Origin of the sequence: Mesorhizobium album, assembly GCF_033977205.1 — a bacterium.
GTDB lineage: Bacteria > Pseudomonadota > Alphaproteobacteria > Rhizobiales > Rhizobiaceae > Mesorhizobium > Mesorhizobium album.
On sequence record NZ_JAVIIW010000031.1, the window covers coordinates 1 to 25,385 of the forward strand.

Here is a 25,385-nt window from a genome sequence, read left to right on the forward strand (position 1 = left end):
CGGCCGGTCAAGGTCGCCGTCGTCGCCCAGGCCGCCAAGACCGCCCGCATCATCTGGGCCATGCTCACCACGGGCCAAGAATACAGGGCGCCGGTTGCGGCATAGGCCGCTCCCAGGCCCTTAACAGTGTAAGGAGCAGAAAGGCAGCACGGCAAAATGGTCAGGACCTGGGTCGGGAGATTCCGTCGTCATCGCGCTTCCAAAGCGCGCTAGAATGATTGGAGCCCGATCCGCGTAACCCTTGCAGGTCAGCGGTCTTTGAAATCGACCGCACTAAAGGCCGAATACATGACCGCTCCAGACTGACGCCGTCGTCGCCATTTTGCCTCTTGCCCAAAAGGGGCCGTCCATACATGACGACGTCTGGGAGGCTTCAGCCAGTTCCGAACGTTTGCAATAGGTCAACCGTGAGCAGTGAAAGCACAGAAATCTACGCTACCCAAGCGCGCTAAATAAACTGCACTTGGACGATCTCGTAACCCCGCGCGCCGCCGGGAGCATTGACCTCGATGGCGTCGCCGACTTCCTTGCCGATGAGCGCGCGGGCGATCGGTGAGGAGATCGAGATGCGGCCGGACTTCACGTCCGCTTCCTGATCGCCGACGATCTGATAGGTCTTCTTTTCCTCAGTGTCCTCGTCGACCAGCACGACGGTCGCGCCGAACTTCACCTTATCGCCGCTGAGCTTCGAGACGTCGATGACTTCGGCGCGCGCGATCAGGTCCTCGAGCTCGTTGATGCGGCCCTCATTATGGCTCTGCGACTCCTTCGCCGCGTGGTACTCGGCATTTTCGGACAGGTCGCCATGCGAGCGCGCTTCGGAGATTGCCTCGATGATGCGTGGACGCTCTTCCTGCTGGCGCCAGCGCAGTTCTTCCTTCAATGACGCGAACCCCTCGCCTGTCATCGGGACCTTGATCATATGCCTGACCTTTCCTGCCGCCGCCCCCGTTCATCGGGAGCGGCCTTGTCAATGGGTACAAAAAGAAAACGGTCCGGCAGCCTCGGGCTAACGGAACCGTTTCACCGCAATTTCCCTGAATATAGCGATCTTCGCGCGATTTTCACGCCCAAAAATGAAGTTTGGCAAAATCACCACCGCTTTCGCGAAGCCGTTCCGCGGCGAAGGCGGCGAGCGGCGGCAAAAAACCGGCCGTGACAGCTCACGGCCGGTCGGGGAAGCCGGGTGGTCGAATCAGCTCCTCAGGAAATGATCGATCTGCTCGGCGAGCATGCCGTATTCGCGCGAGCCTTTGCCGGTCCGATTTTCGATTTCCTTCAGCTGCTCCTGCGCGCCGGCAAGATCGCCATTCTGCAGATGCGCCTCGCCGAGATATTCGCGCACCAGCGTGTAGTTCGGGTCGATGCGCAGCGCTTCCTCGTAATAGCCCAGGCCAACCGTAACGCGGCCGGAATGGCGATGTGAATAGCCGAGATAGTTGAGGATGCGCGGATCCTGCTTGTTGGCCGCCAGCGTCAGCACCGAGATCGCCTCGTCGTAGCGCCCGGCCATCGCGAGATCGTGGCCCGCTTCGTAGATGCTGTCGTCATCCAGCATGCCATATTGCGGCACAACGCATTTCTTCTGCTTCTTGTCCCAGACCTCGCCCTTTTTGCACTGGGTGGTCGTTTGGCCGCCGCTACCACCGCCTTCGCCGGCCGTGAACGCGGGCGCCGCGAACAGCGGCAGGGCAGCAACAGCCATGACCTGGATAAGCAAACGTCTGCGCATCGAAAGCCTCCGTGAGCGTGACAATGGCAGACTAACGCCGCTTCTGCGCCGTTTCATCCCGAAAAGCCTGTGGCGACCAAACAATTTGGATGTCCGGAGCGCGCCCGCTCCTTGCGAACAGACGTGACGCGGGCCGCAAATCCGCTATCATCGGTGCGTGCGCTTTACGTGGAGAAAGGCCAGTGCAGCAGCGCCTCGACAAGGAATGGGAGCTTTCTATCGACCCCGATACGGTGCGCCTGTTCATCCTCAAGGCCAAGGCGCTGAGCGCCGCCGTCAATGAGGATTATGACGACGGCGCCGAGCATGAGGTCGAGTTCGACGGCGACAGGCACGACAACCATCATCACGATGGTCTCGCCGAAGAAGCTGCCGAAGACCTCACCGAGGAAGAGTTCCGCGAGCTGATCAATGATCTCAACGTCGATGAGGCCGCCGAACTCGTGGCGCTGGCCTGGATCGGGCGTGGCGATTACGAGGCTTCCGAATGGGTCGACGCGGTGGCCGCAGCGCGCGAGCGCGCCAACAAACGCACCGCGAAGTACTTGCTCGGCCTGCCGCAACTGGCCGATTGGCTGGAAGAAGGCCTGGAGGCTGTCGGCGCGTAACGGGCCGGTAACCGATTTTGATCGCAACGCCGCCGCGTCCAAGGCAACTTTGGCCTGCCGATGCCGTTTCCGGCCGATGGCAACGCTGAGCTTTTCCGGATTTTGCAGACTGGCGCTGCCTTTCTTGGCGGCGACCTTGCTGATCACGCCGGCCATGGCCCGGCATCGCTACCATCATCGGTCGCATAAAAGCCACTTGCCGCCCATCAGCCAGAGCGCGGCGCCAGCGCCGGAAACACCGGCGACCGCGCCCGTTCCGGATCTGCGCCCCGCTGTGAAACCGAATCGGGAGCTGCAGCTCGAACCGGAGACGCCGGCAGTCGTCCCGACACCACCCGAAAAGCCGGCCGAATTGGAACCGGAACCGCCGGCCACCGCACCGCTGCCGCCGCAGAAGCCCGAACAGGAGAAAGCACCTCCCGACCCGCGCTCGGCCGAACTGCCCGCCGACAAGATGCCGGAAGAGGAGACGGCATGTCGCGAGCGGCTCAAGGCGCTCGGCGTCGAATTCGAGGAGCGCAAGGCCGAGCACGACGCCCAGATCGGCTGCTCGGTCCCCTACCCTATCGTTCTGAAAACGCTTGGCAAATCGATCGGCATCAGTTCCGGCGCCGAGCTCAATTGCCGGATGGCTGAAGCTGCCGCCCGCTTTGCCGCCGGTACCATCCAGCCGGCGGCAAAGGCCGAATTCGGCGTCGACCTCAAATCGATCGCCCAGGCCTCGGCCTTCGTCTGCCGTCCGCGCCATGGCGCCGGAAAACTTTCGGAACACGCCTTCGGCAACGCGCTCGACATCGCCTCCTTCACGCTGTCGGACGGCAGGAAGGTCGAGGTCGGCCCGGCGCCGCCCGAAAAGGATGAAAAGTTCCTGAACCAGGTGCGCAAGGCGGCTTGCGGGCCGTTCAAGACGGTGCTCGGCCCCGGCAGCGATCCCGAGCACGCGCTGCATTTCCACTTTGACCTCGAGCCGCGCCGCCACGGCGGGACCTTCTGCCAATGAGAACGACGCCAAGAACAAATGCCGCAATTCGGCCTCAGGCGTGAATGCCGGCGCTGATCTTTCCTTTACTGTTGCGGACTAGACTTGTGCCATCCGGGGACAGGAAGCCTTTCGATGGCCGGAAGACTTGGCGCCTTGCTTGCCACGGCGCGGCAGAACAATCGTGCACGCATCGTCGCCATCAGGCTGGCCACAGGGTTTGCCATCGCAGCCGTGTCCGCCTGCACCACCGGCGATGTCTTCTCGTTGCAGCCGGCCGTCGATGTCGGCAGTGAGACCGCTGCCATGCCGGAGGCACCGCAATATTCCGGCATGCAGCGGCTTGTCCCGTCCAACCCCTATATGACCCAGGCCGCCTATCCGCGCATGGATGAGCCGATGTCGCCGGTCGAGCAGATGCCGGCCAGCGAGATCGACTGCCGCAACGAACTGAAACGCATGGGCGTGGTCTATACGGACATCCAGCCGATCCACGAGGGCCAGTGCGGCATCGACTTCCCGGTGAAGGTCTCGGCCATCGGCAGCGTCGAGATGAAGCCGGCCGCCACGCTGACCTGCAACATGGCCGCGACCTTCGCTGCCTGGACCAGGAACGAGCTCGTGCCGGCCGCCCGCTGGCGCTATTTCTCCGGCGTCAAGACCATCCACCAGGGTTCGAGCTATTCCTGCCGCAACATTGCCGGCGAAGGTGTCCTGTCGGAACATGGCAAGGGCAACGCGCTCGACGTCATGAGCATCGAGCTCAACAACGGCGACGACATCGACGTCCGCAAGCCCGGCCTGTTCGCCTTCCGCACCCGCGGGTTCCTCAACAACGTGCGCGCCGACGGTTGCGAGTATTTCACCACCGTGCTCGGCCCGGGCTATAATTACGACCACCGCAACCATTTCCATTTCGACATCAAGAACCGCCGCAACGGCTATCGAGCCTGCCGCTGACCGGGCGCCGTTCGCCCTGGCGCATCCGGCATTCTCGAACAGGCAAATTGCGCAATTCGAAAAACAGCCAGGCCGCTATTTTCGAATGCACTGCAGCAATGCTATTGACGCGCATGCTCTATGTTGAAATCGCCGTCGTGGCCGTCCTCATTCTGGTGAACGGCCTTTTGGCCATGTCGGAGCTCGCCATCGTCTCGTCGCGGCCGGCCCGCCTCAAGGCGATGATCGACCGCAACGTCAGGGGGGCCGGCCGCGCGCTGGCGCTGGGCTCCAATCCCGGCAAGTTCCTGTCGTCGGTGCAGATCGGCATCACCCTGGTCGGCGTTCTCTCCGGCGCCTTTTCCGGCGCCACGCTCGGCGAGCGGCTGGCGCAGTACCTGGCCTCGACCGGTGTGCGCGAGAACATTGCCGATCCCGTCGGCGTCGGCATCGTCGTCGCCGTTATCACCTATGCCTCTCTGATCGTCGGCGAGCTCGTGCCGAAGCAGATTGCGCTGAGGGATCCGGAGCGCGTCGCCGTCAGGGCGGCGCCCGCGATGACCATCCTCGCCACCGTTTCTGCGCCGCTCGTCGTCCTGCTCGATATTTCCGGCCGCGCTGTTCTCTGGCTGCTCGGCCAGCACGGCGAATCGGAAGAGAAGGTCACCGACGAGGAGATCAAGATGCTGGTCGCCGAAGCCGAGCATCACGGCACGATCGAATCCGACGAGCGGCGCATGATCGCCGGCGTCATGCGGCTTGGCGACCGCGCCGTGCGCGCCGTAATGACGCCGCGCACCGAGGTAGACTGGATCAACCTGCAATCCGACGAGACGGCCATCAGGCGGCTCTTGATGGAGACCCAGCATTCGCGCCTGCCCGCCGGCGACGGCAATGTCGACGCCATGGTCGGCGTCGTCCAGACGCGCGACGTGCTGTCAGCGATCCTTGGCGGCAAGGTGCTGGAGCCACGCCAGCATGTGCGCGCCGCTCCCATCGTGCACGACCAGGCTGACGCGCTCGACGTGCTGGCAAAGTTGAAGGAATCGGATGTACCGATGGCGCTCGTCCACGACGAATACGGCCATTTCGAAGGCATCGTCACGCCGGCCGACATCCTGGAAGCGATCACCGGCGTCTTCCGCTCGGACCTCGATGCCGGCGAGGAAGAGAACGCCGTCAAGCGCGAGGACGGCTCATGGCTGCTCGCCGGCTACATGCAAGCCGACGAGATGGCCGAAGTGCTTGGCATCGATCTTCCAGAGAACCGCGACTACGAGACCGTGGCCGGCTACGTGTTGTCGCATCTGCATCACCTTCCCGCCACCGGCGAAAGCGTCGACGCGCAAGGCTGGCGCTTCGAAGTGGTCGACCTCGACGGCCGCCGCATCGACAAGCTGATCGCCACCCGCCTGCCCGAAGGCCACCGCCAGATCGCGCGGCGATAGAGCAATTTTGGGAGAAGTGAGCAGCGGTTTTTCCGCCTGGAATTCGGAAAACTGCTCTTGAGCAATCGCGCCCTGAGGTCCCGCAAACCGTCGCAGGGGTCCTCACCGCAATAGCCCGACTTGCTCCGTCTAATGACACAGGGTTCGCAAGCCGGGCCATGCGCCGGGAATTTTGGGACCGGGCGCCATCAGCGTGCGCTCGTTATCACCCGATCCCAAATCAAAGAGTCTAACCGGCTGAAAGTCGCTGCGATGCCGCGCCGCGCACAGCGCGCGCACTCATGACTGCGCCCCCAGGAATGCTCGGCCGAAACCAGGCTCAACTGCTTCGATCGTCCCATCAGGCAGCTTGAGCAAACGGTCAACCGCGATGCCGTAGATCCGCAGCCGCTCCTCGAGCATGTGCGCGGCTTCCTCGAGATCGCCCCCTTCGGCCTGGCGCAGCGCACGATGCATCACGTCCCGGAAGATCAGCCTGATCTGCAGGAGCATGTCGGCGAATGCTATCGGATCGGGCACCTCGAAGGCGCCTTCTTCGCTCCCCTTCCTCAGGAGGCGTGCGATCATCGGCAAGGCGAGCTCCCTGGCGACCTCGTCGATCCTGTGGAAGAGGACAACGTTTTCCGGCCGAAAGACCACAGCAAAAGTCTTTCGGAGCTGCGGGGCTAACTCGACGTTGAGCCGCTGCGATCCGGAAAAAAGCGCGTTGAGCCGGCCGATGGCATCGAGCGAAGTATCTTCCAACATAGGCTCGAGTTCGGCGAGACTCTCGCGCGCGATCCGCGCCGCGAGCGCTTCCAGCAGTGCCTCCTTCGAGGCGAAGTAGTGGTAGAACGCCCCCTTCGACAGGCCGGCCTCGCGAATGATGTCGTTGACCGTCGTGTCGTCGTAACCGCGCTGGAAAAACAGTCGCTGGGCACAGTCGAGAAGCTCGGCAGAGCGTACTTCTGGCGACTTTATCACTCTGGCCAATTCGGTTCCCTCGAGCATCCCCTGAAGGCGTGATCGACAAGCAGGAACGCCTCCGCTGTCAATACGTTCTAAATATTATAGACCGACGGTCGGTCTAATGCTATAGGTCCGGCCCTTGAAAGAGGAGCGCTTCATGCGCTTTAGACGCTGGATTGCGGGCATTGTCGTCGCAGCGTCGGCTGCGACCGCCGCGACTTGGTATCTGCTGCAGCCGACGCCCGTCTCGGTGGTGACGGCTAGGCGCGGCGACGCGGCGGAGATCGTCTACGCCAGTGGCTCGGTAGAGCCGAAGACCTGGGCAAAGGTGGCGCCCGTGGTCCGTGAGAGAATTGTCGAGCGGTGCAACTGCGAGGATTCGCGGGTCGAGCGCGGCCACGTGCTTGCCCGCCTCGACGATAGCGAGGTCAAAGCCGCTCTCGGTGAGCTCGAGGCACGTCGGGCTCTGGCCGAACAGGAATTCCAGCGCCAGACGGTGCTCGCGGAGAAAAACGCTGCGAGCCAGCAGGCACTTGATCAAGCGCGCAGCGAGCTGTCTCAGATCGAGGCGCTGATCGCCGCGCAGAAAGCGCGCCTCGAAACTTACATATTGCGCGCGCCGAGCCCGGGCGTCGTGCTAAGGGAGGACGGCGAGGTGGGTGAGGTTGCCGAACTTGGCACCATACTGTTCTGGATCGGCGAACCGCGGCCGCTGCTTGTGGTCGCCGAGGTCAACGAAGAGGATATTCCGCGCGTCGAGGTCGGCCAACGGACGCTGCTGAGAGCCGACGCCTTCCCGGGCCGGAACCTGGAAGCGGTCGTCGACCGGATCACGCCTAAGGGCGATCCTGTGACGAAGACATATCGGGTTTACTTCCGCCTGCCGGACGACACGCCGCTCAGGATCGGCATGTCGACCGATGTCAACATCGTCACCCGGGTGGCCAGGAACGCGCTGCTGGTTCCCTCCGCCGCGGTTCAGGGAAACGATGTCGTCGTGGTCGAAGGCGACAGGGCGCATAAGCGCGAGATCCGCGCCGGTATTCGCGGCGTGAAGGGCGTCGAAGTTCTGTCCGGCGTCGGCGAGCAGGATCGCATCGTCTCGCCCTACCCGGCCGACCTCAAAGACGGGACGCGGGTGAAGATCACCGAGAAAGGCGCGTGAGGCGAGATGCCGCTGATCCTCGACATCGCCGTCACCCATATCGCCGGCCGCGGCCGCCAGACGCTGGTGGCGTTGGTCGGGGTGGCGGTTGGAGTCGGCTTCTCGGTCGCCATGGCGGCACTGATGCAAGGCGGGCAGGACGATTTCGTCAGGCAGCTCGTCGACACCATGCCGCATGTCGACGTGACTGACGAGCAGCGCATGGCTCGCCGCCAGCCTGTCGAGGACATGTTCGATGCCGTCGCCATATCGGGTCTTAGGCCACGCGACGACCGCCGGGGCATCATCAATCCGACCGAAGCGATTGCATGGCTCGAAAGCTGGATACCTGGACGGTTCGCTGTCAGCCTAAAGACGCAGGGCGTGATGCGCTATTCAAGCCGCGAGACGGGCGCCGCCATCATCGGCGTCGAACCGGCGCGCGAGCGTGGCGTGTCGCCGATTGTGGATGACTTCGTCGCCGGCAACTTTGCGGCGCTGGCCGCAGGCGGAAACAACGTGCTGATAGGCGACACCATGGCGAGCAAGCTCGGCGCCGGGCTTGGCGACACAATAACGGCGGTGTCGTCGGAAGGGCAGACGCGCAACTTCAAGATCACGGGCCTGTTCCACACCGGCACGACCGCGCGTGACGAGGGCGAGGCCTACATTCTGTTGAAAAACGCGCAAATCCTTGCGGAGCGGCCGAACGTCATCAATGAGATCCGAATCAAGCTCGACGACCCGAACCGTGCGCCGCTGGTGGCGCACCGCACCGAGGCCGAGCTCGGCTACAAGGCCGTGGCGTGGCAAGAGGCCAACGAAGCGATCCTGCAGGCCTTCGTCATCCGCAACATCATCATGTATACCGTGGTCGGCGCCATCATGCTGGTCGCAGGCTTCGGCATCTTCAACATCATCTCCACCATCACCCACGAGAAGACGCGCGACATCGCCATCATGAAGTCGCTCGGCTTCCCGGAAGCGGATATGCGGCGGCTGTTCCTGCTTGAAGGCGTGGCGATCGGCGCCGGCGGCTCGGCGCTCGGCTGCCTGCTCGGCTTCGCTATGGTCTATGCGCTGTCGCTGGTGAGCTTCAAGATCGCCGCTGCCGGCAGGGAGATCACCCATCTGCCGATCGCCTGGAGCGCGCTGCATTATGTCATCGCCTCGGTCTTCGCGGTCGGCTCGGCGGCGGTGGCTGGCTTTTTGCCGGCGCGGCGGGCGGCGAGGCAAAACCCGGTCGACATCATCAGGGGCGCGACATGAGCACGCTCATCGAGACCGAGAGACTGACCCGAATTCTACCGGAGACGGTGCCGGTGACGCTCGTCAAGGACATTTCTCTTCGCATCGACGAGAACGAATTCGTCGCCATCACCGGTCCGTCCGGCTCGGGGAAATCGTCACTGCTTTACCTGCTCGGCCTTCTCGACCGGCCGACTTCAGGTCGGCTCTCGATCGCTAGCCGTGACAGCGACCCTATGGACGAAAGGGAACGCGCCAGAACACGGCTCGAGATGATGGGCTTCGTGTTCCAGTTCCATTTTCTGTTGCCGGAGTTCACGGCACGCGAAAACGTAGAGATCCCGATGCGCAAGCTAGGCCGGCTCGCCAGAGACGAGATGCACGAGCACGCCGGTGATCTGCTCGGCTCGCTTGGACTGGGCGAGTATCTCGACCGACGGCCGGATCAGTTGTCAGGTGGTCAGCGCCAGCGGGTAGCGGTGGCCCGCGCGCTCGCCAACGATCCTCCGCTTATCCTCGCCGACGAGCCGACCGGAAACCTCGACAGCAAGAGTTCCGAGCAGGTGTTCGAAATACTGCAGAACCTGGTGCGTGAGCGCGGCAAGGCGGTGGTCGCCGTGACGCATGACCTGGACATAGCCGCGCGCATGCAACGTCGCATCCATATCGTGGACGGCAAGATCGCCTGAAGGTCGCGGCTTGCACTTGAAGGGGGGCGGCGCAAACGCCGCCCCCCTTCGGAACATGATCTTGGGAGGATAATCCTCGATCGACGGCTCAAGCCGCCTGGGCTTCGCTGGCGATAGCGTCGGCGGCGCGAGCCGCCTTCAGCACCTTTGCCCACCAGGCAACGTCGTTGATGAGCGCCGCGGCAGCTTGGTTCAGATGCTCGAAATCCTCGAGCTTCTTCTCGCCCTGGCGAACCGCAAGGAAATCGCCCCAAGCGATGTGGACGGCCGACTTGACCGGCGCCATCTGCAGCTCGACGGCATGCAGCCGGAGCTGTTCGACGGCGCGCGCACCGCCGACGCTGCCGTAGCCGACGAAGCCGGCCGGCTTCTTGTTCCATTCATTGGCGGCGTAGTCGATGGCGTTCTTCAGCGCGGCGGTCGGGCCGTGATTGTATTCGGCGGCGGTGAAGATGAAGCCGTCGAACTCTGCGACCTTCTTCTGCCAGCGCTGCGCCACTTCGTTCTGCGACGGCGCCCATGCGGAGGAAGCGACCTCGTCGAAGAAGGGCAGCGGGAAATCACGCAGATCGACGACTTCGACATCGATATCGGCATGCGTCTTGGCGATCTTGGCGATCCACTGCGTCGGCACGTCGGCGAAGCGGGCGGCGCGCGTCGAACCGATGACGATGGCGATTTTAGGCTTGGACATATGGGCTCTCCTTGCGGGGGGAATTTCTGGTATCGTTTGGATACCGGCGCTATATGTGATACTGACAAAGCCGCACGCAAGGAGGCACGTTTTTGTTACTGAGGCACCCGCACAACACCGAGGACTGCCGCGCCGTGTCGGAAATCCTGCAACGGGTCGGCGACAAATGGACTGTGCTCGTGGTCGGAAAGCTCGGCGGCGGGCCGATGCGCTTCAACGAATTGCGCACGGCCGTCGGCGGCATTTCGCAGAAGATGCTGACCACCACTTTGCGCGGTCTGGAGCGCGACGGCTTCGTCACGCGCAAGGTGTTTCCGACCATTCCGCCGCGCGTCGATTATGAGCTCACAGAGCTCGGCCACGAGCTGCTGGTGCCGGTCGGCGCGCTCGGCGAATGGGCGCGAAAGAACACCGATAGGGTCAAGGCGGCGCGCGCGAAATTCGACAAGCAGCAGGCCTGAAACCCTTGCCAGGCAAGTGATTGCGGGCTGCACGGCGGAAGGCGTCGTCCCCTCCGAGCCAACCTCAGATGTCGTCCAAGATCGTCTTCGACCTGCCCTGTTGAAGCGCCATGCCGTCGGAGGGGGTTGGCCGGATTTGGCGATGCCGGCCGTGGTTCGACGAACCCATTCAGGCCCCCGGCGCGATGCCGTCGCATCGCGTCGGACCGCAGTTTTCACACCGCGACCGGCGCATTGACGCCAGCGTTGTTGCGCACATTGACGGCTTGAGGGAGGTCCTGCCTGACCTCGACATAGGCCGTCACGCCGAGCAGACAGACCAGGGCGAGAAGGGCTGCCACAAGCCGGCCGTTCAGCATGTGTTGACGCATTGTCTTTCCTCTAGCGCGGGTACGATCGGGCGTAGAGGCAACCATCGGATGTCGCCGGACGCATCTCCCGCGCGAGAGTTGTTACAAAATACGCTATCCGGAAGAATCGCCTTCCGTCAGCTTTCGGCCGGCACCGGCTTCGGCTTGCCCTCGCCGTCGAGCGCCACCATGACGAAATCGGCATGGGTGACCTTTTCCATCAGGTCGGAAAGATAACGCTGCGCCCAAGCCTCGACCTTGAGCGTCATCGAGGTGCGGCCGACGCGCTCGACATGCGTGTAGATGCAGAGCGTGTCGCCGATCTTCATCGGCTTGGCGAAGGACATTTCCTTGACCGCCGCCGTCACCACGCGGCCCTTGGCGCGCTCGGCGGCGCGGATGCCGCAGGCAAGGTCCATCTGCGCCATCACCCAGCCGCCGAAAATGTCGCCGGCGGCATTGGCATCCGACGGCATGGCGAGCGTCCTCAATGTGAGATCGCCGAGCGGCTTTCCGTCTGCGTAGTGCACCATGGGGAGGTCCTTCAACCGCTGCTCTCCCTGAACCCGTACCAACGCGGCAGCCATGTCGCAAGCTTTGCTGAAGGCGAAAAGTCCAGCGCTGTTCGGTCGCTTTTTTCACAAGCCATGCCGGAAGCCACGGCGACGACGTGAGCCTGCAATGTCTAGGGTAAGCGCCGGATTTCGGAGCCGGCCCGCGCATCATGCAGACTTATGACTTCATCATCGTCGGCTCCGGCTCGGCCGGTTCGGTTGTTGCGGAAAGGCTCTCGGCCTCAGGCCACTTTTCGGTGCTGATGCTTGAGGCCGGCGGCACCGACCGCCGTTTCTATGTCCAGATGCCGCTCGGCTACGGCAAGACCTTCTTCGATCCGGCCGTCAACTGGAACTACAGGGCCGAACCCGATCCCGGCCTCAGCAACAATGCCGACCACTGGCCGCGCGGCAAGCTGCTCGGAGGCTCGAGCTCGATCAACGCCATGGTCTTCATCCGCGGCGCGCGCGAGGATTTCGACGCCTGGGCCGCCGCCGGCAATCCGGGCTGGAGCTATGATGATCTGCTCCCCGCCTTCAAGGCGATGGAGGACAACGAGGCCGGCGCCGACCAGTGGCGCGGCGTCGGCGGCCCGCTGCACATCACCGATTGCTCGAACGCCGTGCATCCGCTGACGAAGCGTTACCTGGCCGCCGCCCAGCAGGCAGGCCTGCCGCTCAATCCGGACTTCAACGGCGCCACCCAGGAAGGCGTCGGCGTCTACCAGATCACCACCAGGAACGGCCGCCGCATGTCCGCCGCCCGCGCCTTCCTGCGCCCGGCCATGAAGCGCGGCAACGTCCACGTCGAGACCAACGCGCTGGCGACGAAAATCCTGTTCGAGGGCAGACGCGCCGTCGGCGTCGAGTACCAGCAGAACGGCGAGACCAAGACCGCGCGCGCCGGCCGCGAGGTCATCCTGTCCGGCGGCTCGATCAACTCGCCGCAATTGCTCCAGCTCTCCGGCGTCGGTCCGTCCGCGCTGCTCAGCAGTCTCGACATCCCGGTCGTCCAGGCCAACGACAATGTCGGCGCCAACCTGCAGGACCACGTCGGCATCAACTACACCTTCAAGGGCAAGCTGCCGACGCTCAACCAGATCCTGCGCCCGTGGTGGGGCAAGCTCCTGGTCGGCATGCAATACGTCCTCTTGCGCTCGGGCCCGCTATCGCTGTCGATGAACAATGCCGGCGGCTTCTTCCGCACCGACCCGTCGATGGCGCGGCCGAACATGCAGCTCTATTTCCAGGCCTTCTCGACCGTCATCCCGAAGAGCGGCGAGCGCCCGATCCTGACCCCTGACCCGTGGCCGGGCTTTTCCATCGGCCTTTCCAACTGCCGCCCGTCGAGCCGCGGCGAGATCATGATCCGCTCGAAGAATCCGCGCGATTACCCGAGGATCACGGCCAACGCCTATTCCACCAACGCCGATGTCGACGAGATGCTGGCGGCGGTGAAGTTCGTGCGCAAGATCGCCTCGATGCCGGCCATGGCCGAGATCATTGAGGAAGAGGTTTTGCCTGGTCCGTCAATCACTTCCGATGCCGATCTGATTGAGGATTTCAGGAAGCGCTCGGGCACCGTCTATCACCCGGTCTCGACCTGCCGGATGGGTCCGGACGCCGCGCGCGCCGTTGTCGATCCGCGGCTTCGGGTGCACGCGCTCGGCGGTCTGCGCGTCATCGACGCGTCGATCTTTCCCGACAACATCACCGGTAACACCAACGCCGCCTCGATCCTCACCGGATGGAAGGGCGCCGAACTGGTTCTGGAGGATCAGAAATGAAAGTCACCGACATCAAGACCTGGGTTGTCGGAAATCCGCCGCCCGGCATCGGCGGCAAATATTTCATCTTCGTCAAGCTCACCACCGACGGCGGCGTGGTCGGTTATGGCGAAGCCTACAACGCGACCTTCTCGGCGCATGTCACCGTCAGGATGATCGAGGACATGGCCGAGCGCTATCTTGTCGGCCGCGATCCGCACGACATCGAGAACCTCTTCCGCCGCATCTATTCCTCCGGCTTCACCCAGCGGCCCGACGTTTCCGGCATGGGCTGCTTCTCGGCGCTGGAAATGGCCTGCTGGGACATCATCGGCAAGGAGGCCGGCAAGCCGGTCTACAAGCTGCTCGGCGGCCAGGTGCACGAGACGCTGCGCTCCTACACCTATCTCTATCCGCACACCGGCAGCGTCCATTCGGAAGATGCCCGCGGCCAGAACGTCTACAACGATCCCGACATGGCCGCCGCCTGCGCGCTCGAATATGTCGAGCAGGGTTTCAATGCCGTGAAGCTCGATCCTGCAGGCCCGTACACTGCCTATGACGGCCATCAGCCGCGCCTCGTCGACATCGACCTTTCGGCGCGCATGATCAAGGCGATCCGCGAGGCCGTCGGTAACAGGGCGGACATCCTGTTCGGCACGCATGGCCAGTTCACCGCCTCCGGCGCGCTGCGACTCGCCCGCGCCATCGAGCCTTACGACCCGCTGTGGTTCGAGGAGCCGGTACCCCCGGACATGCCGGAAGTCATGGCGCAAGTCGCCCGCCAGACCTCGATCCCGATAGCAACCGGCGAGCGGCTGACCACCAAGTTCGAATTCGCCCGCGTCATCGAGAATCGCGCCGCGACCATCCTGCAGCCCGACCTCGGCCGCTCCGGCGGCATCCTGGAGACCAAGAAGATCGCCGCCATGGCCGAGGCCTACCACATTCAGGTGGCCCCGCACTGCTATTGCGGGCCGATCGTCGGCGCCGCCAACATCCAGCTTGCGGTGACGCTGCCCAACTTCCTCATCCTGGAATCGCTGAAGCAATGGGACGGTTTCCACGCCACGCTGCTCAAGAAGAAAATCGAATGGCAGGACGGCAACGTGATCCCGTCGAAGGAGCCCGGCCTCGGCGTCGAGCTCAACGAGGAGGTCTGCGAGGCTCATCCCTATAGCGGCAAGGACCTGCATCTGCAGATGATGCAGACGCCGCTGATGCCGTGAGCGTGCGCCTCGCCTACGCCTTCGTCGGACTCGGCCATCTTGGCGGCAATCTTGCGGCCAGCCTGCTGCGCAACGGCTTTCCCGTCACCGTCTTCGATCGTGACCCGGCGGCGATCGAGCGCCTTGTTGCGCTCGGTGCCACGGCGGCGACGAGCCCCGCCGAAGCGGCGGCCCGCGCCGGCAACGCGATCACCTGCTTGCCCTCCCCGAAAGTCAGCGAGGCGGTGCTCGCCGGCCCCAACGGATTGCTCGACGGCCTGCCCGCCGGCGGCACCTGGATCGAGATGTCGACCAATGGCCGCGACGAGATCCTGCGGCTGTCCGCGCTGGCCGATGCGAAGGGCATAGAGGCGCTGGAATGCCCGGTCACCGGCGGCGTGCATCTGGCAGCGGCAGGCAAGATCACCGCGTTGGTCGGTGGTAGTGCCGCGCTCTACGAACGGCATCGGCCGGCGATCGAAGCCATGTGCGCGAAGTCGTTCCTGATGGGTCCGCTCGGCTCGGCGGCAGTGATCAAGGTCATCACCAACATGCTCGCCTTCATCCATCTCGTCGCCGCCGGCGAAGCGCTGATGCTGGCCAAGCAAGGCGGGCTCGACCTTGCCCAGGCCTACCATGCGATCGTCGCCTCCTCCGGCAACAGCTTCGTGCACGAGACCGAAAGCCAGCTGGTGCTGAACGGCTCCTACGACATCGGCTTCACCATGGACCTGGCGCTTAAGGACCTCGGCTTCGCGCTTGCCATGGGCAGGGATTTCGGCGTACCGCTCGATCTGGCATCGCGGGTCAACGCGATCTTCGAAGAGGGCAGGCGCGCCTATGGCGGCGACGCCTGGTCGACCCAGATCGTCAAGCTGCTTGAGGATGCTGTCGGAACCGAGCTTCGCGCCCCGGGCTTTCCGGCCAGGCTGGAGGCATAAAGGCAAAACTTTAGCCATCTGTTTCAGATGGTTAGCTCCGCCTGCGGAATCAGACGTTGAATCCGTTGATTCAACATCTCAACGTCAGCGCGCCGGGCAGGATTTCGAAGGTCGCCGGGATCCGGCCCGGAGATTCTCCGTCGATATCGATGAGCGCCGCGTTCTTCTCCGCATCCCCTAGCGGCTCGACCAGCACCTTGCGGCCGCGCAGTATGGTTATCGCCGGATGGTTGCGGTGACGCCCGCCATAAAGCAGCCGGATGTCCCGGATCAGTCCGAGCTTGTTCGCCGCCCGCACGATGACGATGTCGAACTGGCCGTCCGAGATCTCGGCGTCTGGCGCGATCATCATGCCGCCGCCGAAGAATTTCCCGTTGGCGACCGCCACCAGCGCCATGCGCGCCTCGATCGGCTCGCCGTCGTCTATGGTGATCCTGACATCCTGGAAGCGGTAGCGGAGGAACTCCAGCACCGTGCGCCAGAAGAACAGCGCCTTGACCGAGACCTGGCCTCTGCGCTTGTCGGAATTGACCGCGCGATCGGTGGCGCCGGAGAGGCCGAGGCTGGCGATGTTGATGAAATGGCGGCTGGCCAGCGCGCCATGGTCGTCGATGTAGGAGACGCGCCCGGCATCCACCTTGCGCGGGCTTGCACCGGCGATGCGCGCCAGCGCTGCCTCGATTTCATCCGGCAGTCCCAATCCGCGCGCGAAATCGATGCCGGTGCCGCAGGGCAGAAGCCCGAGCGCGCTCGCCCGGCCGGTCTCATGCTGCGCCTGCAGCAGCCCGTCCGCCGCCTCGCTGGCCGTGCCGTCACCGCCGGCGGCAATCACCAGATCGCAGCCATCGACCGCCAGGTCGATCGCCAGCCGCTCGGCATCGCCGCTCGTCTGTGTCTCGCGCAGATCGAAATCGCCGAAATGCTTCCTGAGCGATGCGGCGACCTTGGGCCAATGGCGCTTGAGCTTGCCGCCCCCGGCAATCGGATTGAGAACCACCCCGACCTTCAATCTGACCTCCCCCGAGGCATGTGCCTATAGCGTACGGCGGGTAATGGCATGCGTTCACCAAAGAGCCCGGAGCAGACGCCTGCAGTCCTTTGCCGGCATTGAAACGCGGGCCGACGGGCGGGGCAAGACTCCATCGCCCAAAGGGCCCCAGAAATACGGGGGCAGGCTGTCTAAGGAGTTTGGCCGGCAAATTCCGAGGCTTGTCGCATCGGTCCCCGATAATCCCGCTATCCACAGCTCGGCAGGCATTCCGCAAAGCCCTTACCCGGCGTACATTCAACCCATCTCAGGCGGCTACCGAACGCCTCGCCGAAAGGCAAAGCGCAAGGCGGATTTCCTGAGGCCCGTACGACCCGGATCGAGAGCAGGTTCGCCTGTTGGAGGGACGGATGTCGGCGGGGCCGCGGAAAGCGTGCGAACGCCGACGGCGGGCCGATGCTGCCATGAAGGCGGTGAAACCTTCGATGGCGCGCCGGGGGAAGCCCGCAAGGGTGGAGATCGGCGTGGTCCGGAACGGCGCTGCCCCCCGGGTGGCGACTGGCAGGACCGTCAAAATCAAGGCCGGCCTGGCGCGACGACCTTACGGAAGTTGCTGCCGCGACTGGTTCCTGATCTGACAGGGAGGCGCTGGGAGAAATCCCAGCGCCGACTGTTTTTTGGCTGCCCGTGTCGCCGGCTTTCGCCGCCGCTTGCACCTCCTCGGCGCCTGCAACTGATGCTTTCCGGCCACAGTCGCAAGCCAAGCAATCTTCCGTAACGCGCCGTCATGCACAATTCACAATCGCGGCCAAATCCCGCCTTGTTCCCCGGCGATTGATCGCTTGGGAACGAATTCGGAGGGACAAGACCGTGATCAAGACCGCCCTTGTCGCCATGACCATCGTCGGCTGCGACTGCGACGCCAAGCTCTGCGAATATATCGGCGAGACGCCGGCCAAATGGGCGACGATCGCCGACTGCGAGGCCGCGATGAAGAGCCAGATGCTGCACCAGCGCAACTTCAACTATCCGCTGGTGTCCGGCATCTGCCGCGTCAAGGGCTCGGCATCGACCTCGGAGCTCGCCGCGAAGGCGTCGGGACCTGAGCTGAAGCCGACGAACCGGGTCGTGGGAACCATCGCTCCATTGCCGCCCGAGCTCAGCCATCGCCCGAGCGTCCCGGTCGGCGCGACGGTCACGGCCAGCGAGACGGAAACCGCGCGGCCGGTCGCTTTCGAGACCGCGGTCGACGGCGGCAGCGCCGTGCTCTACCGCACCAAGACCGGTTATGCGGTGGTCAAGACCGACCTCGGCCGCGCGGCTACCGCGACTGTAGACATGGCGAAGCGGTCGGCGAACTGGCTGGCGGGACTGGTGCCGAGCGGAATGTGAGGCAGTCCAAGGTGTGTTGAGATTCAGGTCAGGCCGGCATCACCTGAATATCAACACGCCTTACAGCTTGACCTTCAAGGTCTCCCAGAACTTGTCGATCATGGGCTGCTCGGTTGCCGCGTCCCGATCGCCGATGCGTGTGATGAACAGCAGCCCCTGATCGGCAAGGCCGAAGCCGACGATCTCGAAATCGGCGCTGTCGGTCCGTGTCTTGACCGTGGCCTTGATGCCGGTCAGTTGCTTGCCGTCGGGAAGCTTGCGGGTCGTCGGCTGCTGCGTCAGCGTCCCGCCCGCCTGCACCGATTCCTTCGTCATCTCCTGCAGCATCAGCTGATTGAGCGACACCGGATTCATCTTGCCGTATTCCTGCACCACGACGATGGTGCCCAGCGCCGAGGCCGCCAGGTATTGGGTGATGCTGTCGCCCAGATCAGTCTTGGTGACCGAAATATTGCTCGGATGAACGAAGGAAAAGGAGCCGCCGGAGAAGGTGGCGAAGTAGTTGCGGTCGAGCCTGACTTTGGCCATCTTGCCGCCGGGCAGGGTCACGTTCGCGTCCTCGCCAGGATCGATGTCGACCGCCACGCCGTCGATCGTCAGCTTGAACGCCTTCAGGTCCTCGTGCGGGCAAAGCCGGCGCCGAGCATGATCGTGGCGAGCGCCGCGGCCGCAAATCTCATTCGCATGTCCTGTCCTCTCCGGCGTTCGACGCTTTCGACTCTCTGTGAAAACCGAGAGCGCTTCTATTGCCCTTACCATCCGCTCGTGACGGATAGACTGACCACTCCGCAAGAACCATAGGGTCATCGGAACGCTGCCGATAAGGCGCTCCGCTGGGCGCGTCGCAACGACGTGGTGCCTGATTGCCAATGCCGGCACGATGCGGGAAGATTGATTGCTATCTGGAGTTGGGGGGCTTCATGACCTTTGTCGTTCGCACCGCGCTTTGCTTGCTGCTGGCTCTCGTTCCCTTGGCCGTTCGAGCGCAAGACTCGGATCAGGGCGACGACAAGACGGTGATGGTAGCCCCGGACGATGCCGAGATGGCGGCGGCGATTGCAAAGGCACGATCCAGCCTGGATGACTTCCTGGCTTTGTCCGAAGCTCCGCCGCCGGGGACTGACAAGTTCAAGCTGAAGGTCATGATCGTCGACCGGCATGTCACGGAGCATTTCTGGGTCATCCCCTTCAAGCGCACCGCCACCGGCTTTGTCGGCATATTGGCGAACGAACCGGAACTCGTCCGCAACGTCGTCCTCGGCCAGAACATCGAATTCACCAGGGACGACATTTCCGACTGGGATACACAAGGGACGGCCATCAGGTCGGCAGCTTCACCGTCTGCGTGATGTTCAAGAAAATGTCGAAGGAAGAGGCCGATTACATGCGTACCCAATACGGCTTCGACTGCTGAACAGCATGCATCGCACGACGGTCGCCTTCGCGGCGAGTTCTCCGCACGCGGGCGGATCGGCCAACGGTCGGCTGGTCAGCCGGAAAAGATCGCGCTCAGGCGTTCCACAACCTTCCGCTTCAATGATCCCTCCAGTTCCTCCACCGGCACCAACCGCTCATGGAGCCCTCTGCGTAGCCGCATGAAGGAGTACAGTTTGTAGGAGGCGATCTTGCCACGCGTATCGCCGTCGGCACTCACATCGACGACGAGGATCGCGCCGATACGGCCGGGCCATGGCTGCCTGGCAAAGGCTGTGCCGAGGAAATCGCCCAAGCCGTAGGCGACGAGTGTGTCGCCGATGCGCTCGACCGGCTGCACGACATGGGCGTGATGGCCGGCAATCAGCCGCACGCCGTGATCTGCCAGCCGCCGAGCCAATGTCCGCGTTGCCGGTCTCGGAAAGTGCCGGAATTCCCAGTCCCAATGCGGCACGGCGCATAAGAGATCGATGCCTGCGCTAGACCCGCGCAACCATTCAGCCGGATCGCTCCTCATGGAAACCTGCGCGCGAAATTCTGACTCGTCAGCATTGCGCCAAAGCGTGAAAGCGGCGAAGCCGATCGTCAGTGGCCCGGCGGCATGGCGCTGGACCGGCCCGCCGGCCGCGGTGCCGATGGTGCGAATGCCGAGCCGCCTCAGCGCCGCGACCGTCTCCTCGAAGCCGGCAATGCCCTGGTCGAGGACATGATTGTTGGCGAGCGACAGCACGAGCTTCTCGCGCGCGATGCCGACAGCACCCAGCGCGTCGGCTAGGAAGAGTTCGGTCATCGCATGATGCGTGCCGAGCCGCGTCCCCACCATCGCGCTCGGCCGCTCGACGATTGGGCTTTCGCAATTGCCGACCACGAGATCGGCGGAAGCGAGCAGCGCCGCAATTGCGGGGGCGCATTCCGGCGCCGTGCGATTGGCGACCGCCGAAAGATCGCCAATGAAGGCGAGCCGCACCGTCTGCGCCGGAGGCGGTTCCAGGAGCGTTGCCGCGGGCGCCGCGAAATCGTTCCTGTCACCCGCGAGCGATGGCTTCAGGAAGCGCGGCAGCCACGACAGTTTGTAGGAAAGCGGATAGTTCGACACGCCATGCCCAATCGTTTGCCGTGTGTGTAGACCGTTCCTCGGGCCGGTTGAAGCCGGTCCCAGAGGCTGGCGGTCGGTTAGACTGCCGGCGTAAACCCATCTCGGGCACAGGCGCCGTCGGCCAAACAGGTGTATGGTCGTTGCACTGTCAGTGGAGGATGACGATGAAGCGCATAGCGGGCCTGGTGGCCGCCGCCTTGTTTCTTTCCCTGCCGATCACCGCGGCCGCCAGGGAAATGCCGGGCGCTGCAAAAACCCTGTTCGAGGCGAAAACCGTTTCGGAGCGGAACACCGCCCTGTCCGCGCTGGAGACAGCGGCAGCGGGCGATCCGGCATCGGCCTATGCCGCCGGCGCCGGCGAGTTCTTCACCGCCCTGGAAATCCTGGCCAGCGGCCTCCACCGCCACGGTTTCGAGAGCCCGCAATCCTTCATGCTGCCGCTGATGCGGCTTCCAGTGCCGGACAATCCCAACCCGCAGCCCCTGACCTATGAAGAATTTCGCGCCATCCTGGTCGCGTTCCGCGACCGGCTGGAGAAATCCGCCGCCACGCTTGGCTCCGTACCGGGCGGTGCCGACATAGGCATGGTGGTCGACCTCACCCATGCCGGCATCGATCTCAATGAGGACGGCAATATCGCGCCCGACGAAAGCTTCGCCGCGATCATGGCCTCGCTCTCACGCGGCAGCGTAGACCCGAACGATACCGTCCCTTCGCTCACCTTCCGCTTCGACCGCGCCGACGGCTTCTGGCTACAGGGCTATGCCGAGTTCCTGATGGCACAGGCCGATTTCTGGCTAGCCCATGATTTCAGGACCATGTTCGACGGTTCTTTTCACATGCTGTTCCCGCGCGCGAAACTGCCGCTGCAGGACACGCTGGTGCCGCCGGACGGCGGCATGAGCGGCAATATCTTCGCCTCGGAATGGCGCCTCGCCGACTTCATCTCGCTGGTGCATCTCGTCAACTGGCCGGTGATCGAGCCGGAGCGTCGGCAAGCAGCCCGCCGTCATCTGTTGGAAATGATCCGGCTTTCGCGCGAGGATTGGAAAGCGATCCTCGCCGAAACCGACAACGACCGCGAATGGCTGCCGGGACCGCAGCAGAAGGGCGTCAATCCGCTCACCGGCCTCGAGGTCGGTGAGGAGCAGGTGACGGCTTGGCTCGCCACTTTGACCATGGCCGAGGACCTTCTGGAGGGTCGCGTGCTGCTGCCGCATTTCCGCATCACCGGCAAAGGCATCAACATGAAACGCTTCTTCGACGAGCCGAAACCTTTCGACCTCGTCCTGTCGATCACCGGCCCGGCAATCGCGCCTTATCTCGAAAGCGGAAAAATCCTCACCAGCGACGATTTCGACCAGATCCAGCGCGAGTTCGGCGGCGCCGGCTTCCTGACTTTCGCGCTGTGGTTCAACTGAGGCCGCAGGCCAGAGCCAGAACGCGAGCTGTGACGCCACTCCTGACAGCCTTCTGTCAGCAGCGTCCGCGGGGCGCGCCCGCCATTTCACTCCGCTCTTTCCATTTCCGCCGAGTCCTCCCATATTCGGGCCATGGCCAAAACCTCTGACAAGAAGACGCCCTCGCAAGATGGCGCGCCGAAGCGGCGCAGCCCGCTGACCGAATTCCTCGACGCTGCCGAGCCGCTGAAGCCCGGCGGCTTTTCCGAGGCGCCGCAGAGCGATTTTTCCGGCGCGCCGCTGACCGGCTCGATCTCCGATTGGGCGGGGCAGATCGCGCGCGAGGCGGAAAAGCAGCCGAAGGCAAAAACGCCGAAAAAGATCCCCGAGCGCTCCGCGGCCCCTGGGCGCACGGCGCGCGGCACCTCGATGGGCGGCGCGGCGTCGGCAAAGGAACGCGCGGCCGCCGGCCTCAATCCGGTGCCCGGCCTCGACATCAGCCTGGAGGATGCCGAGTCGGTTTCCTCAAGCGGCGTCACCGCCACGGTCGCGGCGCTGTCGAAGCTGATCGAATCCGGCAATCCGCTTCACAAGGACGGCCAGCTCTGGACCCCGCACCGCCCTGCCCGGCCGGAGAAATCGGAAGGCGGCATCGCCATCAAGATGGTCTCGGATTTCCAGCCGGCCGGCGACCAGCCCACCGCGATCAAGGACCTCGTCGAAGGCGTCGAGCAGAACGACCGCACCCAGGTGCTGCTCGGCGTCACCGGCTCTGGCAAGACCTTCACCATGGCCAAGGTGATCGAGGAGACGCAGCGCCCTGCCCTGATCCTGGCGCCCAACAAGACGCTGGCCGCGCAGCTCTACGCCGAATTCAAGAAATTCTTCCCCGAAAACGCGGTCGAGTATTTCGTCTCCTACTACGACTATTACCAGCCCGAAGCCTACGTCCCGCGCACCGACACCTATATCGAGAAGGAATCCTCGATCAACGAGCAGATCGACCGCATGCGCCACTCGGCGACGCGTTCGCTGCTGGAGCGCGACGACGTCATCATCGTCGCCTCGGTCTCCTGCATCTACGGTATCGGCTCGGTCGAGACCTATACGGCGATGACCTTCCAGATGCAGGTCGGCGACCGGCTCGACCAGCGCGCTTTGCTCGCCGACCTCGTCGCCCAGCAGTACAAGCGCCAGGACGTGAACTTCGTGCGCGGCTCCTTCCGCGTGCGCGGCGACACGATCGAGATCTTCCCTGCCCACCTCGAGGATCGCGCCTGGCGCGTCTCGATGTTCGGCGACGAGATCGAGGCGATCACCGAATTCGATCCGCTGACAGGACAGAAGACGGGCGAGCTGAAGAGCGTCAAGATCTACGCCAACTCGCACTATGTGACGCCGCGCCCGACCTTGAATCAGGCCGTCAAGTCGATCAAGGAAGAGCTGAAATACCGTCTGCAAGAGCTTGAAAAGGCTGGCCGTTTGCTGGAAGCGCAACGGCTCGAGCAGCGCACCAGGTTCGATCTGGAGATGCTGGAGGCGACCGGCTCCTGCGCCGGCATCGAAAACTACTCGCGCTATCTCACTGGACGTCAGCCGGGCGAGCCGCCGCCCACCCTGTTCGAATATGTGCCGGACAACGCGCTGATCTTCATCGACGAAAGCCATGTCACCGTGCCGCAGATCGGCGGCATGTATCGCGGCGACTTCCGCCGCAAGGCGACGTTGGCCGAATACGGCTTCCGCTTGCCTTCCTGCATGGACAACCGGCCGCTGCGCTTCGAGGAATGGGACGCCATGCGGCCGCTGTCGGTCGCCGTCTCGGCCACCCCGGGCGGCTGGGAACTGGAGCAGTCCGGCGGCGTCTTCGCCGAGCAGGTCATCCGACCGACCGGCCTGATCGATCCGCCGGTCGAGGTGCGTCCGGCCAAGAGCCAGGTCGACGATGTCGTCGGCGAGATCCGCGAGACGACGAGGCTCGGCTACCGCACGCTGGTCACGGTGCTGACCAAGCGCATGGCCGAGGACCTCACCGAATATCTGCATGAGAACGGCATCCGTGTCCGCTACATGCACTCTGACATCGACACGCTGGAGCGCATCGAGATCCTGCGCGACCTGCGCCTCGGCGCCTTCGACGTGCTGGTCGGCATCAACCTGCTGCGCGAGGGCCTCGACATTCCCGAATGCGGCTTCGTCGCCATTCTCGACGCCGACAAGGAAGGTTTCCTGCGCTCGGAAACCTCGCTGATCCAGACCATCGGCCGCGCCGCGCGCAATGTCGACGGCAAGGTCATTCTTTACGCCGACCAGATCACCGGCTCGATGGAGCGGGCGATGGCCGAGACCAACCGCCGCCGCGAGAAGCAGATGGAGTGGAACGCGGCCAACGGCATCACGCCGGAGTCGGTCAAGTCGCGCATCGCCGACATCCTCGACTCGGTCTACGAGAAAGACCATGTGCGTGCCGATATCTCGGAATTCACCGACGATGCCGGTGCCATGATCGGCAACAACCTGAAAACCCATCTCGAAGCGCTGGACAAGCAGATGCGCGATGCCGCCGCCAATCTCGACTTCGAGAAGGCGGCCCGCATCCGCGATGAGATCAAGCGGCTGCGCGAGATGGAGCTTACGATCTCAGACGATCCGCTCGCCCGCTATGCTGAGATGGAAAGCCCGGTCTCTGGCCGCGAGAAGGGCAAGCACAACAAGGGTCGGGCTGTTCATCGCACTGTGGATGACGACGGCAAGAGCCTGTTCGCCAAGCCGTCGCTCGACGCCATGGGGCCAGGCACAGACATGGCGACGCCCGCGGGCGCCGTCTCGCGCTCGCTGTTCAAGAAGCAGTCAGCACAGGAGGCGCACGGCTCCGATTTCGGCATCCCCGGCGACCGCACCAAGCCTCTGTTCCGGAAGAACTCGCTCGACGAGATGACGGTGCGCCGCACCGAAAAGCCTGTCGAAGGAAAAGTGCCGACGAAGCCAAAGCCAATCTCCCCCCTTGTGGGGGAGATGCCCGGCAGGGCAGAGGGGGGCGCGAAGGAACGCGACGATTCCAACAAGCCTGTCGTCCGTCAGCGCGCTGGCATCGGCTCCTATGAGGACACGGCCGACGAGCGCCGTCAAAAGCGCCGGCAGAGCAAGACCGGGCGGCCGGGGCGGTAGCGACTTCCCCCTTCTCCCCTTGTGGGAGAAGGAGACGCAGACCGCCAGCGCCCTTTGCTCGGCTCCATCCCCTTGCCATCCGGCCCTCCCTTGTGTAGCCATTTCCTTTGGCTGGAACGTCCAACTAAGGAGGGCTGCGTGTATTTCTATCACCACCGTCAGCGCGGCCCTGTCTGTGCCCTGCGAGCTTGCTTGCAG

At 63.9% G+C, this 25,385-nt stretch carries 24 protein-coding genes; 15 read left to right on the plus strand and 9 right to left on the minus strand.

The window, feature by feature from the left end; all coding sequences use genetic code 11:
- Positions 1-448: 448 nt before the first annotated feature.
- Positions 449-922, minus strand: a complete 474-nt coding sequence (greA, locus tag RFN28_RS23260) for a transcription elongation factor GreA (protein WP_027168132.1) — start codon at positions 920-922, stop codon at positions 449-451.
- 273 nt (positions 923-1,195) lie between these two features.
- Positions 1,196-1,732, minus strand: coding sequence for a tetratricopeptide repeat protein (locus RFN28_RS23265; protein WP_320289562.1), 537 nt, complete (start codon positions 1,730-1,732; stop codon positions 1,196-1,198).
- 182 nt (positions 1,733-1,914) lie between these two features.
- On the opposite strand from RFN28_RS23265, the gene RFN28_RS23270 reads away from it, so the two are divergent.
- The 4 genes from RFN28_RS23270 to RFN28_RS23285 all read left to right on the plus strand — a co-directional run bounded on the left by RFN28_RS23270 (position 1,915) and on the right by RFN28_RS23285 (position 5,706).
- The gene (locus RFN28_RS23270) at positions 1,915-2,340 is read left to right on the plus strand and encodes a DUF3775 domain-containing protein (RefSeq protein WP_320289563.1); all 426 of its coding nucleotides are present in this window, start codon (positions 1,915-1,917) and stop codon (positions 2,338-2,340) included.
- Between the two features lie 76 nt (positions 2,341-2,416).
- A complete protein-coding gene (locus tag RFN28_RS23275) occupies positions 2,417-3,340 on the plus strand; it encodes an extensin-like domain-containing protein (RefSeq protein ID WP_430678686.1) in 924 nt (307 codons plus the stop codon).
- Between the two features lie 114 nt (positions 3,341-3,454).
- Positions 3,455-4,279, plus strand: a complete 825-nt coding sequence (locus RFN28_RS23280) for an extensin-like domain-containing protein (RefSeq protein WP_320289565.1) — start codon at positions 3,455-3,457, stop codon at positions 4,277-4,279.
- Between the two features lie 113 nt (positions 4,280-4,392).
- Complete coding sequence (locus RFN28_RS23285; protein ID WP_320289566.1) at positions 4,393-5,706, plus strand: hemolysin family protein; 1,314 nt, start codon at positions 4,393-4,395, stop codon at positions 5,704-5,706.
- A 279-nt stretch (positions 5,707-5,985) separates the two neighbouring features.
- Here RFN28_RS23285 and RFN28_RS23290 read toward each other — a convergent pair whose 3' ends face one another.
- A complete protein-coding gene (locus RFN28_RS23290) occupies positions 5,986-6,669 on the minus strand; it encodes a TetR/AcrR family transcriptional regulator (protein WP_320289636.1) in 684 nt (227 codons plus the stop codon).
- Between the two features lie 142 nt (positions 6,670-6,811).
- On the opposite strand from RFN28_RS23290, the gene RFN28_RS23295 reads away from it, so the two are divergent.
- The 3 genes from RFN28_RS23295 to RFN28_RS23305 are packed head-to-tail and all read left to right on the plus strand — an operon-like array spanning position 6,812 to position 9,735.
- Positions 6,812-7,819 (plus strand): efflux RND transporter periplasmic adaptor subunit, encoded by a 1,008-nt coding sequence (locus tag RFN28_RS23295; protein ID WP_320289567.1) that lies wholly within the window; start codon positions 6,812-6,814, stop codon positions 7,817-7,819.
- A 6-nt stretch (positions 7,820-7,825) separates the two neighbouring features.
- Positions 7,826-9,067 carry an ABC transporter permease gene (locus RFN28_RS23300; RefSeq protein ID WP_320289568.1) on the plus strand — a complete coding sequence of 414 codons (1,242 nt, stop codon included), beginning with the start codon at positions 7,826-7,828 and terminating at the stop codon, positions 9,065-9,067.
- The gene (locus RFN28_RS23305) at positions 9,064-9,735 is read left to right on the plus strand and encodes an ABC transporter ATP-binding protein (protein WP_320289569.1); all 672 of its coding nucleotides are present in this window, start codon (positions 9,064-9,066) and stop codon (positions 9,733-9,735) included. The genes RFN28_RS23300 and RFN28_RS23305 overlap by 4 nt, the downstream gene beginning before the upstream one ends.
- Positions 9,736-9,823: 88 nt before the next feature.
- On the opposite strand, the gene RFN28_RS23310 is transcribed toward RFN28_RS23305, so the two are convergent.
- Positions 9,824-10,429: an NADPH-dependent FMN reductase gene (locus RFN28_RS23310; protein ID WP_320289570.1), complete on the minus strand. Its 606-nt coding sequence runs from the start codon at positions 10,427-10,429 to the stop codon at positions 9,824-9,826.
- A 92-nt stretch (positions 10,430-10,521) separates the two neighbouring features.
- Between RFN28_RS23310 and RFN28_RS23315 the strand changes: the two genes are divergently transcribed.
- Complete coding sequence (locus RFN28_RS23315; protein ID WP_320289571.1) at positions 10,522-10,890, plus strand: winged helix-turn-helix transcriptional regulator; 369 nt, start codon at positions 10,522-10,524, stop codon at positions 10,888-10,890.
- Between the two features lie 215 nt (positions 10,891-11,105).
- On the opposite strand, the gene RFN28_RS23320 is transcribed toward RFN28_RS23315, so the two are convergent.
- On the minus strand, positions 11,106-11,261 hold the full coding sequence (locus RFN28_RS23320; protein WP_320289572.1) for a hypothetical protein: 156 nt from the start codon (positions 11,259-11,261) through the stop codon (positions 11,106-11,108).
- A gap of 116 nt (positions 11,262-11,377) precedes the next feature.
- Positions 11,378-11,773 carry an acyl-CoA thioesterase gene (locus RFN28_RS23325; RefSeq protein ID WP_192256292.1) on the minus strand — a complete coding sequence of 132 codons (396 nt, stop codon included), beginning with the start codon at positions 11,771-11,773 and terminating at the stop codon, positions 11,378-11,380.
- 191 nt (positions 11,774-11,964) lie between these two features.
- On the opposite strand from RFN28_RS23325, the gene RFN28_RS23330 reads away from it, so the two are divergent.
- The 3 genes from RFN28_RS23330 to RFN28_RS23340 are packed head-to-tail and all read left to right on the plus strand — an operon-like array spanning position 11,965 to position 15,709.
- The gene (locus tag RFN28_RS23330) at positions 11,965-13,581 is read left to right on the plus strand and encodes a GMC family oxidoreductase (RefSeq protein ID WP_320289573.1); all 1,617 of its coding nucleotides are present in this window, start codon (positions 11,965-11,967) and stop codon (positions 13,579-13,581) included.
- Positions 13,578-14,789 (plus strand): mandelate racemase/muconate lactonizing enzyme family protein, encoded by a 1,212-nt coding sequence (locus RFN28_RS23335; RefSeq protein ID WP_320289574.1) that lies wholly within the window; start codon positions 13,578-13,580, stop codon positions 14,787-14,789. The genes RFN28_RS23330 and RFN28_RS23335 overlap by 4 nt, the downstream gene beginning before the upstream one ends.
- The gene (locus RFN28_RS23340; protein ID WP_430678691.1) at positions 14,786-15,709 is read left to right on the plus strand and encodes an NAD(P)-dependent oxidoreductase; all 924 of its coding nucleotides are present in this window, start codon (positions 14,786-14,788) and stop codon (positions 15,707-15,709) included. Before RFN28_RS23335 ends, RFN28_RS23340 begins: the two co-directional genes overlap by 4 nt.
- A gap of 70 nt (positions 15,710-15,779) precedes the next feature.
- On the opposite strand, the gene RFN28_RS23345 is transcribed toward RFN28_RS23340, so the two are convergent.
- The gene (locus RFN28_RS23345) at positions 15,780-16,718 is read right to left on the minus strand and encodes a diacylglycerol/lipid kinase family protein (RefSeq protein WP_320289575.1); all 939 of its coding nucleotides are present in this window, start codon (positions 16,716-16,718) and stop codon (positions 15,780-15,782) included.
- An 849-nt stretch (positions 16,719-17,567) separates the two neighbouring features.
- Here RFN28_RS23345 and RFN28_RS23350 point away from each other — a divergent pair.
- Positions 17,568-18,089 carry a hypothetical protein gene (locus tag RFN28_RS23350; protein ID WP_320289576.1) on the plus strand — a complete coding sequence of 174 codons (522 nt, stop codon included), beginning with the start codon at positions 17,568-17,570 and terminating at the stop codon, positions 18,087-18,089.
- A 60-nt stretch (positions 18,090-18,149) separates the two neighbouring features.
- Here the strand turns inward: RFN28_RS23350 and RFN28_RS23355 are convergent, their stop codons facing one another.
- Positions 18,150-18,674, minus strand: a complete 525-nt coding sequence (locus RFN28_RS23355) for a hypothetical protein (protein WP_320289577.1) — start codon at positions 18,672-18,674, stop codon at positions 18,150-18,152.
- Between the two features lie 335 nt (positions 18,675-19,009).
- On the opposite strand from RFN28_RS23355, the gene RFN28_RS23360 reads away from it, so the two are divergent.
- Positions 19,010-19,438: a DUF2314 domain-containing protein gene (locus RFN28_RS23360; RefSeq protein WP_320289578.1), complete on the plus strand. Its 429-nt coding sequence runs from the start codon at positions 19,010-19,012 to the stop codon at positions 19,436-19,438.
- Positions 19,439-19,578: 140 nt separating this feature from the next.
- Here the strand turns inward: RFN28_RS23360 and RFN28_RS23365 are convergent, their stop codons facing one another.
- On the minus strand, positions 19,579-20,619 hold the full coding sequence (locus tag RFN28_RS23365) for a CapA family protein (RefSeq protein ID WP_320289579.1): 1,041 nt from the start codon (positions 20,617-20,619) through the stop codon (positions 19,579-19,581).
- 164 nt (positions 20,620-20,783) lie between these two features.
- On the opposite strand from RFN28_RS23365, the gene RFN28_RS23370 reads away from it, so the two are divergent.
- A complete protein-coding gene (locus RFN28_RS23370; protein ID WP_320289580.1) occupies positions 20,784-22,040 on the plus strand; it encodes a hypothetical protein in 1,257 nt (418 codons plus the stop codon).
- A gap of 132 nt (positions 22,041-22,172) precedes the next feature.
- Positions 22,173-25,187: an excinuclease ABC subunit UvrB gene (uvrB, locus tag RFN28_RS23375; RefSeq protein ID WP_320289581.1), complete on the plus strand. Its 3,015-nt coding sequence runs from the start codon at positions 22,173-22,175 to the stop codon at positions 25,185-25,187.
- Positions 25,188-25,385 lie beyond the last annotated feature (198 nt).

Bases quoted from the DNA above. Each gene is read 5' to 3' on its own strand.
- greA (WP_027168132.1), bottom strand. From the start codon at position 922: ATGATCAAGGTCCCGATGACAGGCGAGGGGTTCGCGTCATTGAAGGAA.
- RFN28_RS23265 (WP_320289562.1), bottom strand. From the start codon at position 1,732: ATGCGCAGACGTTTGCTTATCCAGGTCATGGCTGTTGCTGCCCTGCCG.
- RFN28_RS23275 (WP_430678686.1), top strand. From the start codon at position 2,417: ATGGCAACGCTGAGCTTTTCCGGATTTTGCAGACTGGCGCTGCCTTTC.
- RFN28_RS23280 (WP_320289565.1), top strand. From the start codon at position 3,455: ATGGCCGGAAGACTTGGCGCCTTGCTTGCCACGGCGCGGCAGAACAAT.
- RFN28_RS23285 (WP_320289566.1), top strand. From the start codon at position 4,393: ATGCTCTATGTTGAAATCGCCGTCGTGGCCGTCCTCATTCTGGTGAAC.
- RFN28_RS23295 (WP_320289567.1), top strand. From the start codon at position 6,812: ATGCGCTTTAGACGCTGGATTGCGGGCATTGTCGTCGCAGCGTCGGCT.
- RFN28_RS23300 (WP_320289568.1), top strand. From the start codon at position 7,826: ATGCCGCTGATCCTCGACATCGCCGTCACCCATATCGCCGGCCGCGGC.
- RFN28_RS23305 (WP_320289569.1), top strand. From the start codon at position 9,064: ATGAGCACGCTCATCGAGACCGAGAGACTGACCCGAATTCTACCGGAG.
- RFN28_RS23310 (WP_320289570.1), bottom strand. From the start codon at position 10,429: ATGTCCAAGCCTAAAATCGCCATCGTCATCGGTTCGACGCGCGCCGCC.
- RFN28_RS23320 (WP_320289572.1), bottom strand. From the start codon at position 11,261: ATGCGTCAACACATGCTGAACGGCCGGCTTGTGGCAGCCCTTCTCGCC.
- RFN28_RS23325 (WP_192256292.1), bottom strand. From the start codon at position 11,773: ATGGTGCACTACGCAGACGGAAAGCCGCTCGGCGATCTCACATTGAGG.
- RFN28_RS23330 (WP_320289573.1), top strand. From the start codon at position 11,965: ATGCAGACTTATGACTTCATCATCGTCGGCTCCGGCTCGGCCGGTTCG.
- RFN28_RS23335 (WP_320289574.1), top strand. From the start codon at position 13,578: ATGAAAGTCACCGACATCAAGACCTGGGTTGTCGGAAATCCGCCGCCC.
- RFN28_RS23360 (WP_320289578.1), top strand. From the start codon at position 19,010: ATGACCTTTGTCGTTCGCACCGCGCTTTGCTTGCTGCTGGCTCTCGTT.
- RFN28_RS23370 (WP_320289580.1), top strand. From the start codon at position 20,784: ATGAAGCGCATAGCGGGCCTGGTGGCCGCCGCCTTGTTTCTTTCCCTG.
- uvrB (WP_320289581.1), top strand. From the start codon at position 22,173: ATGGCCAAAACCTCTGACAAGAAGACGCCCTCGCAAGATGGCGCGCCG.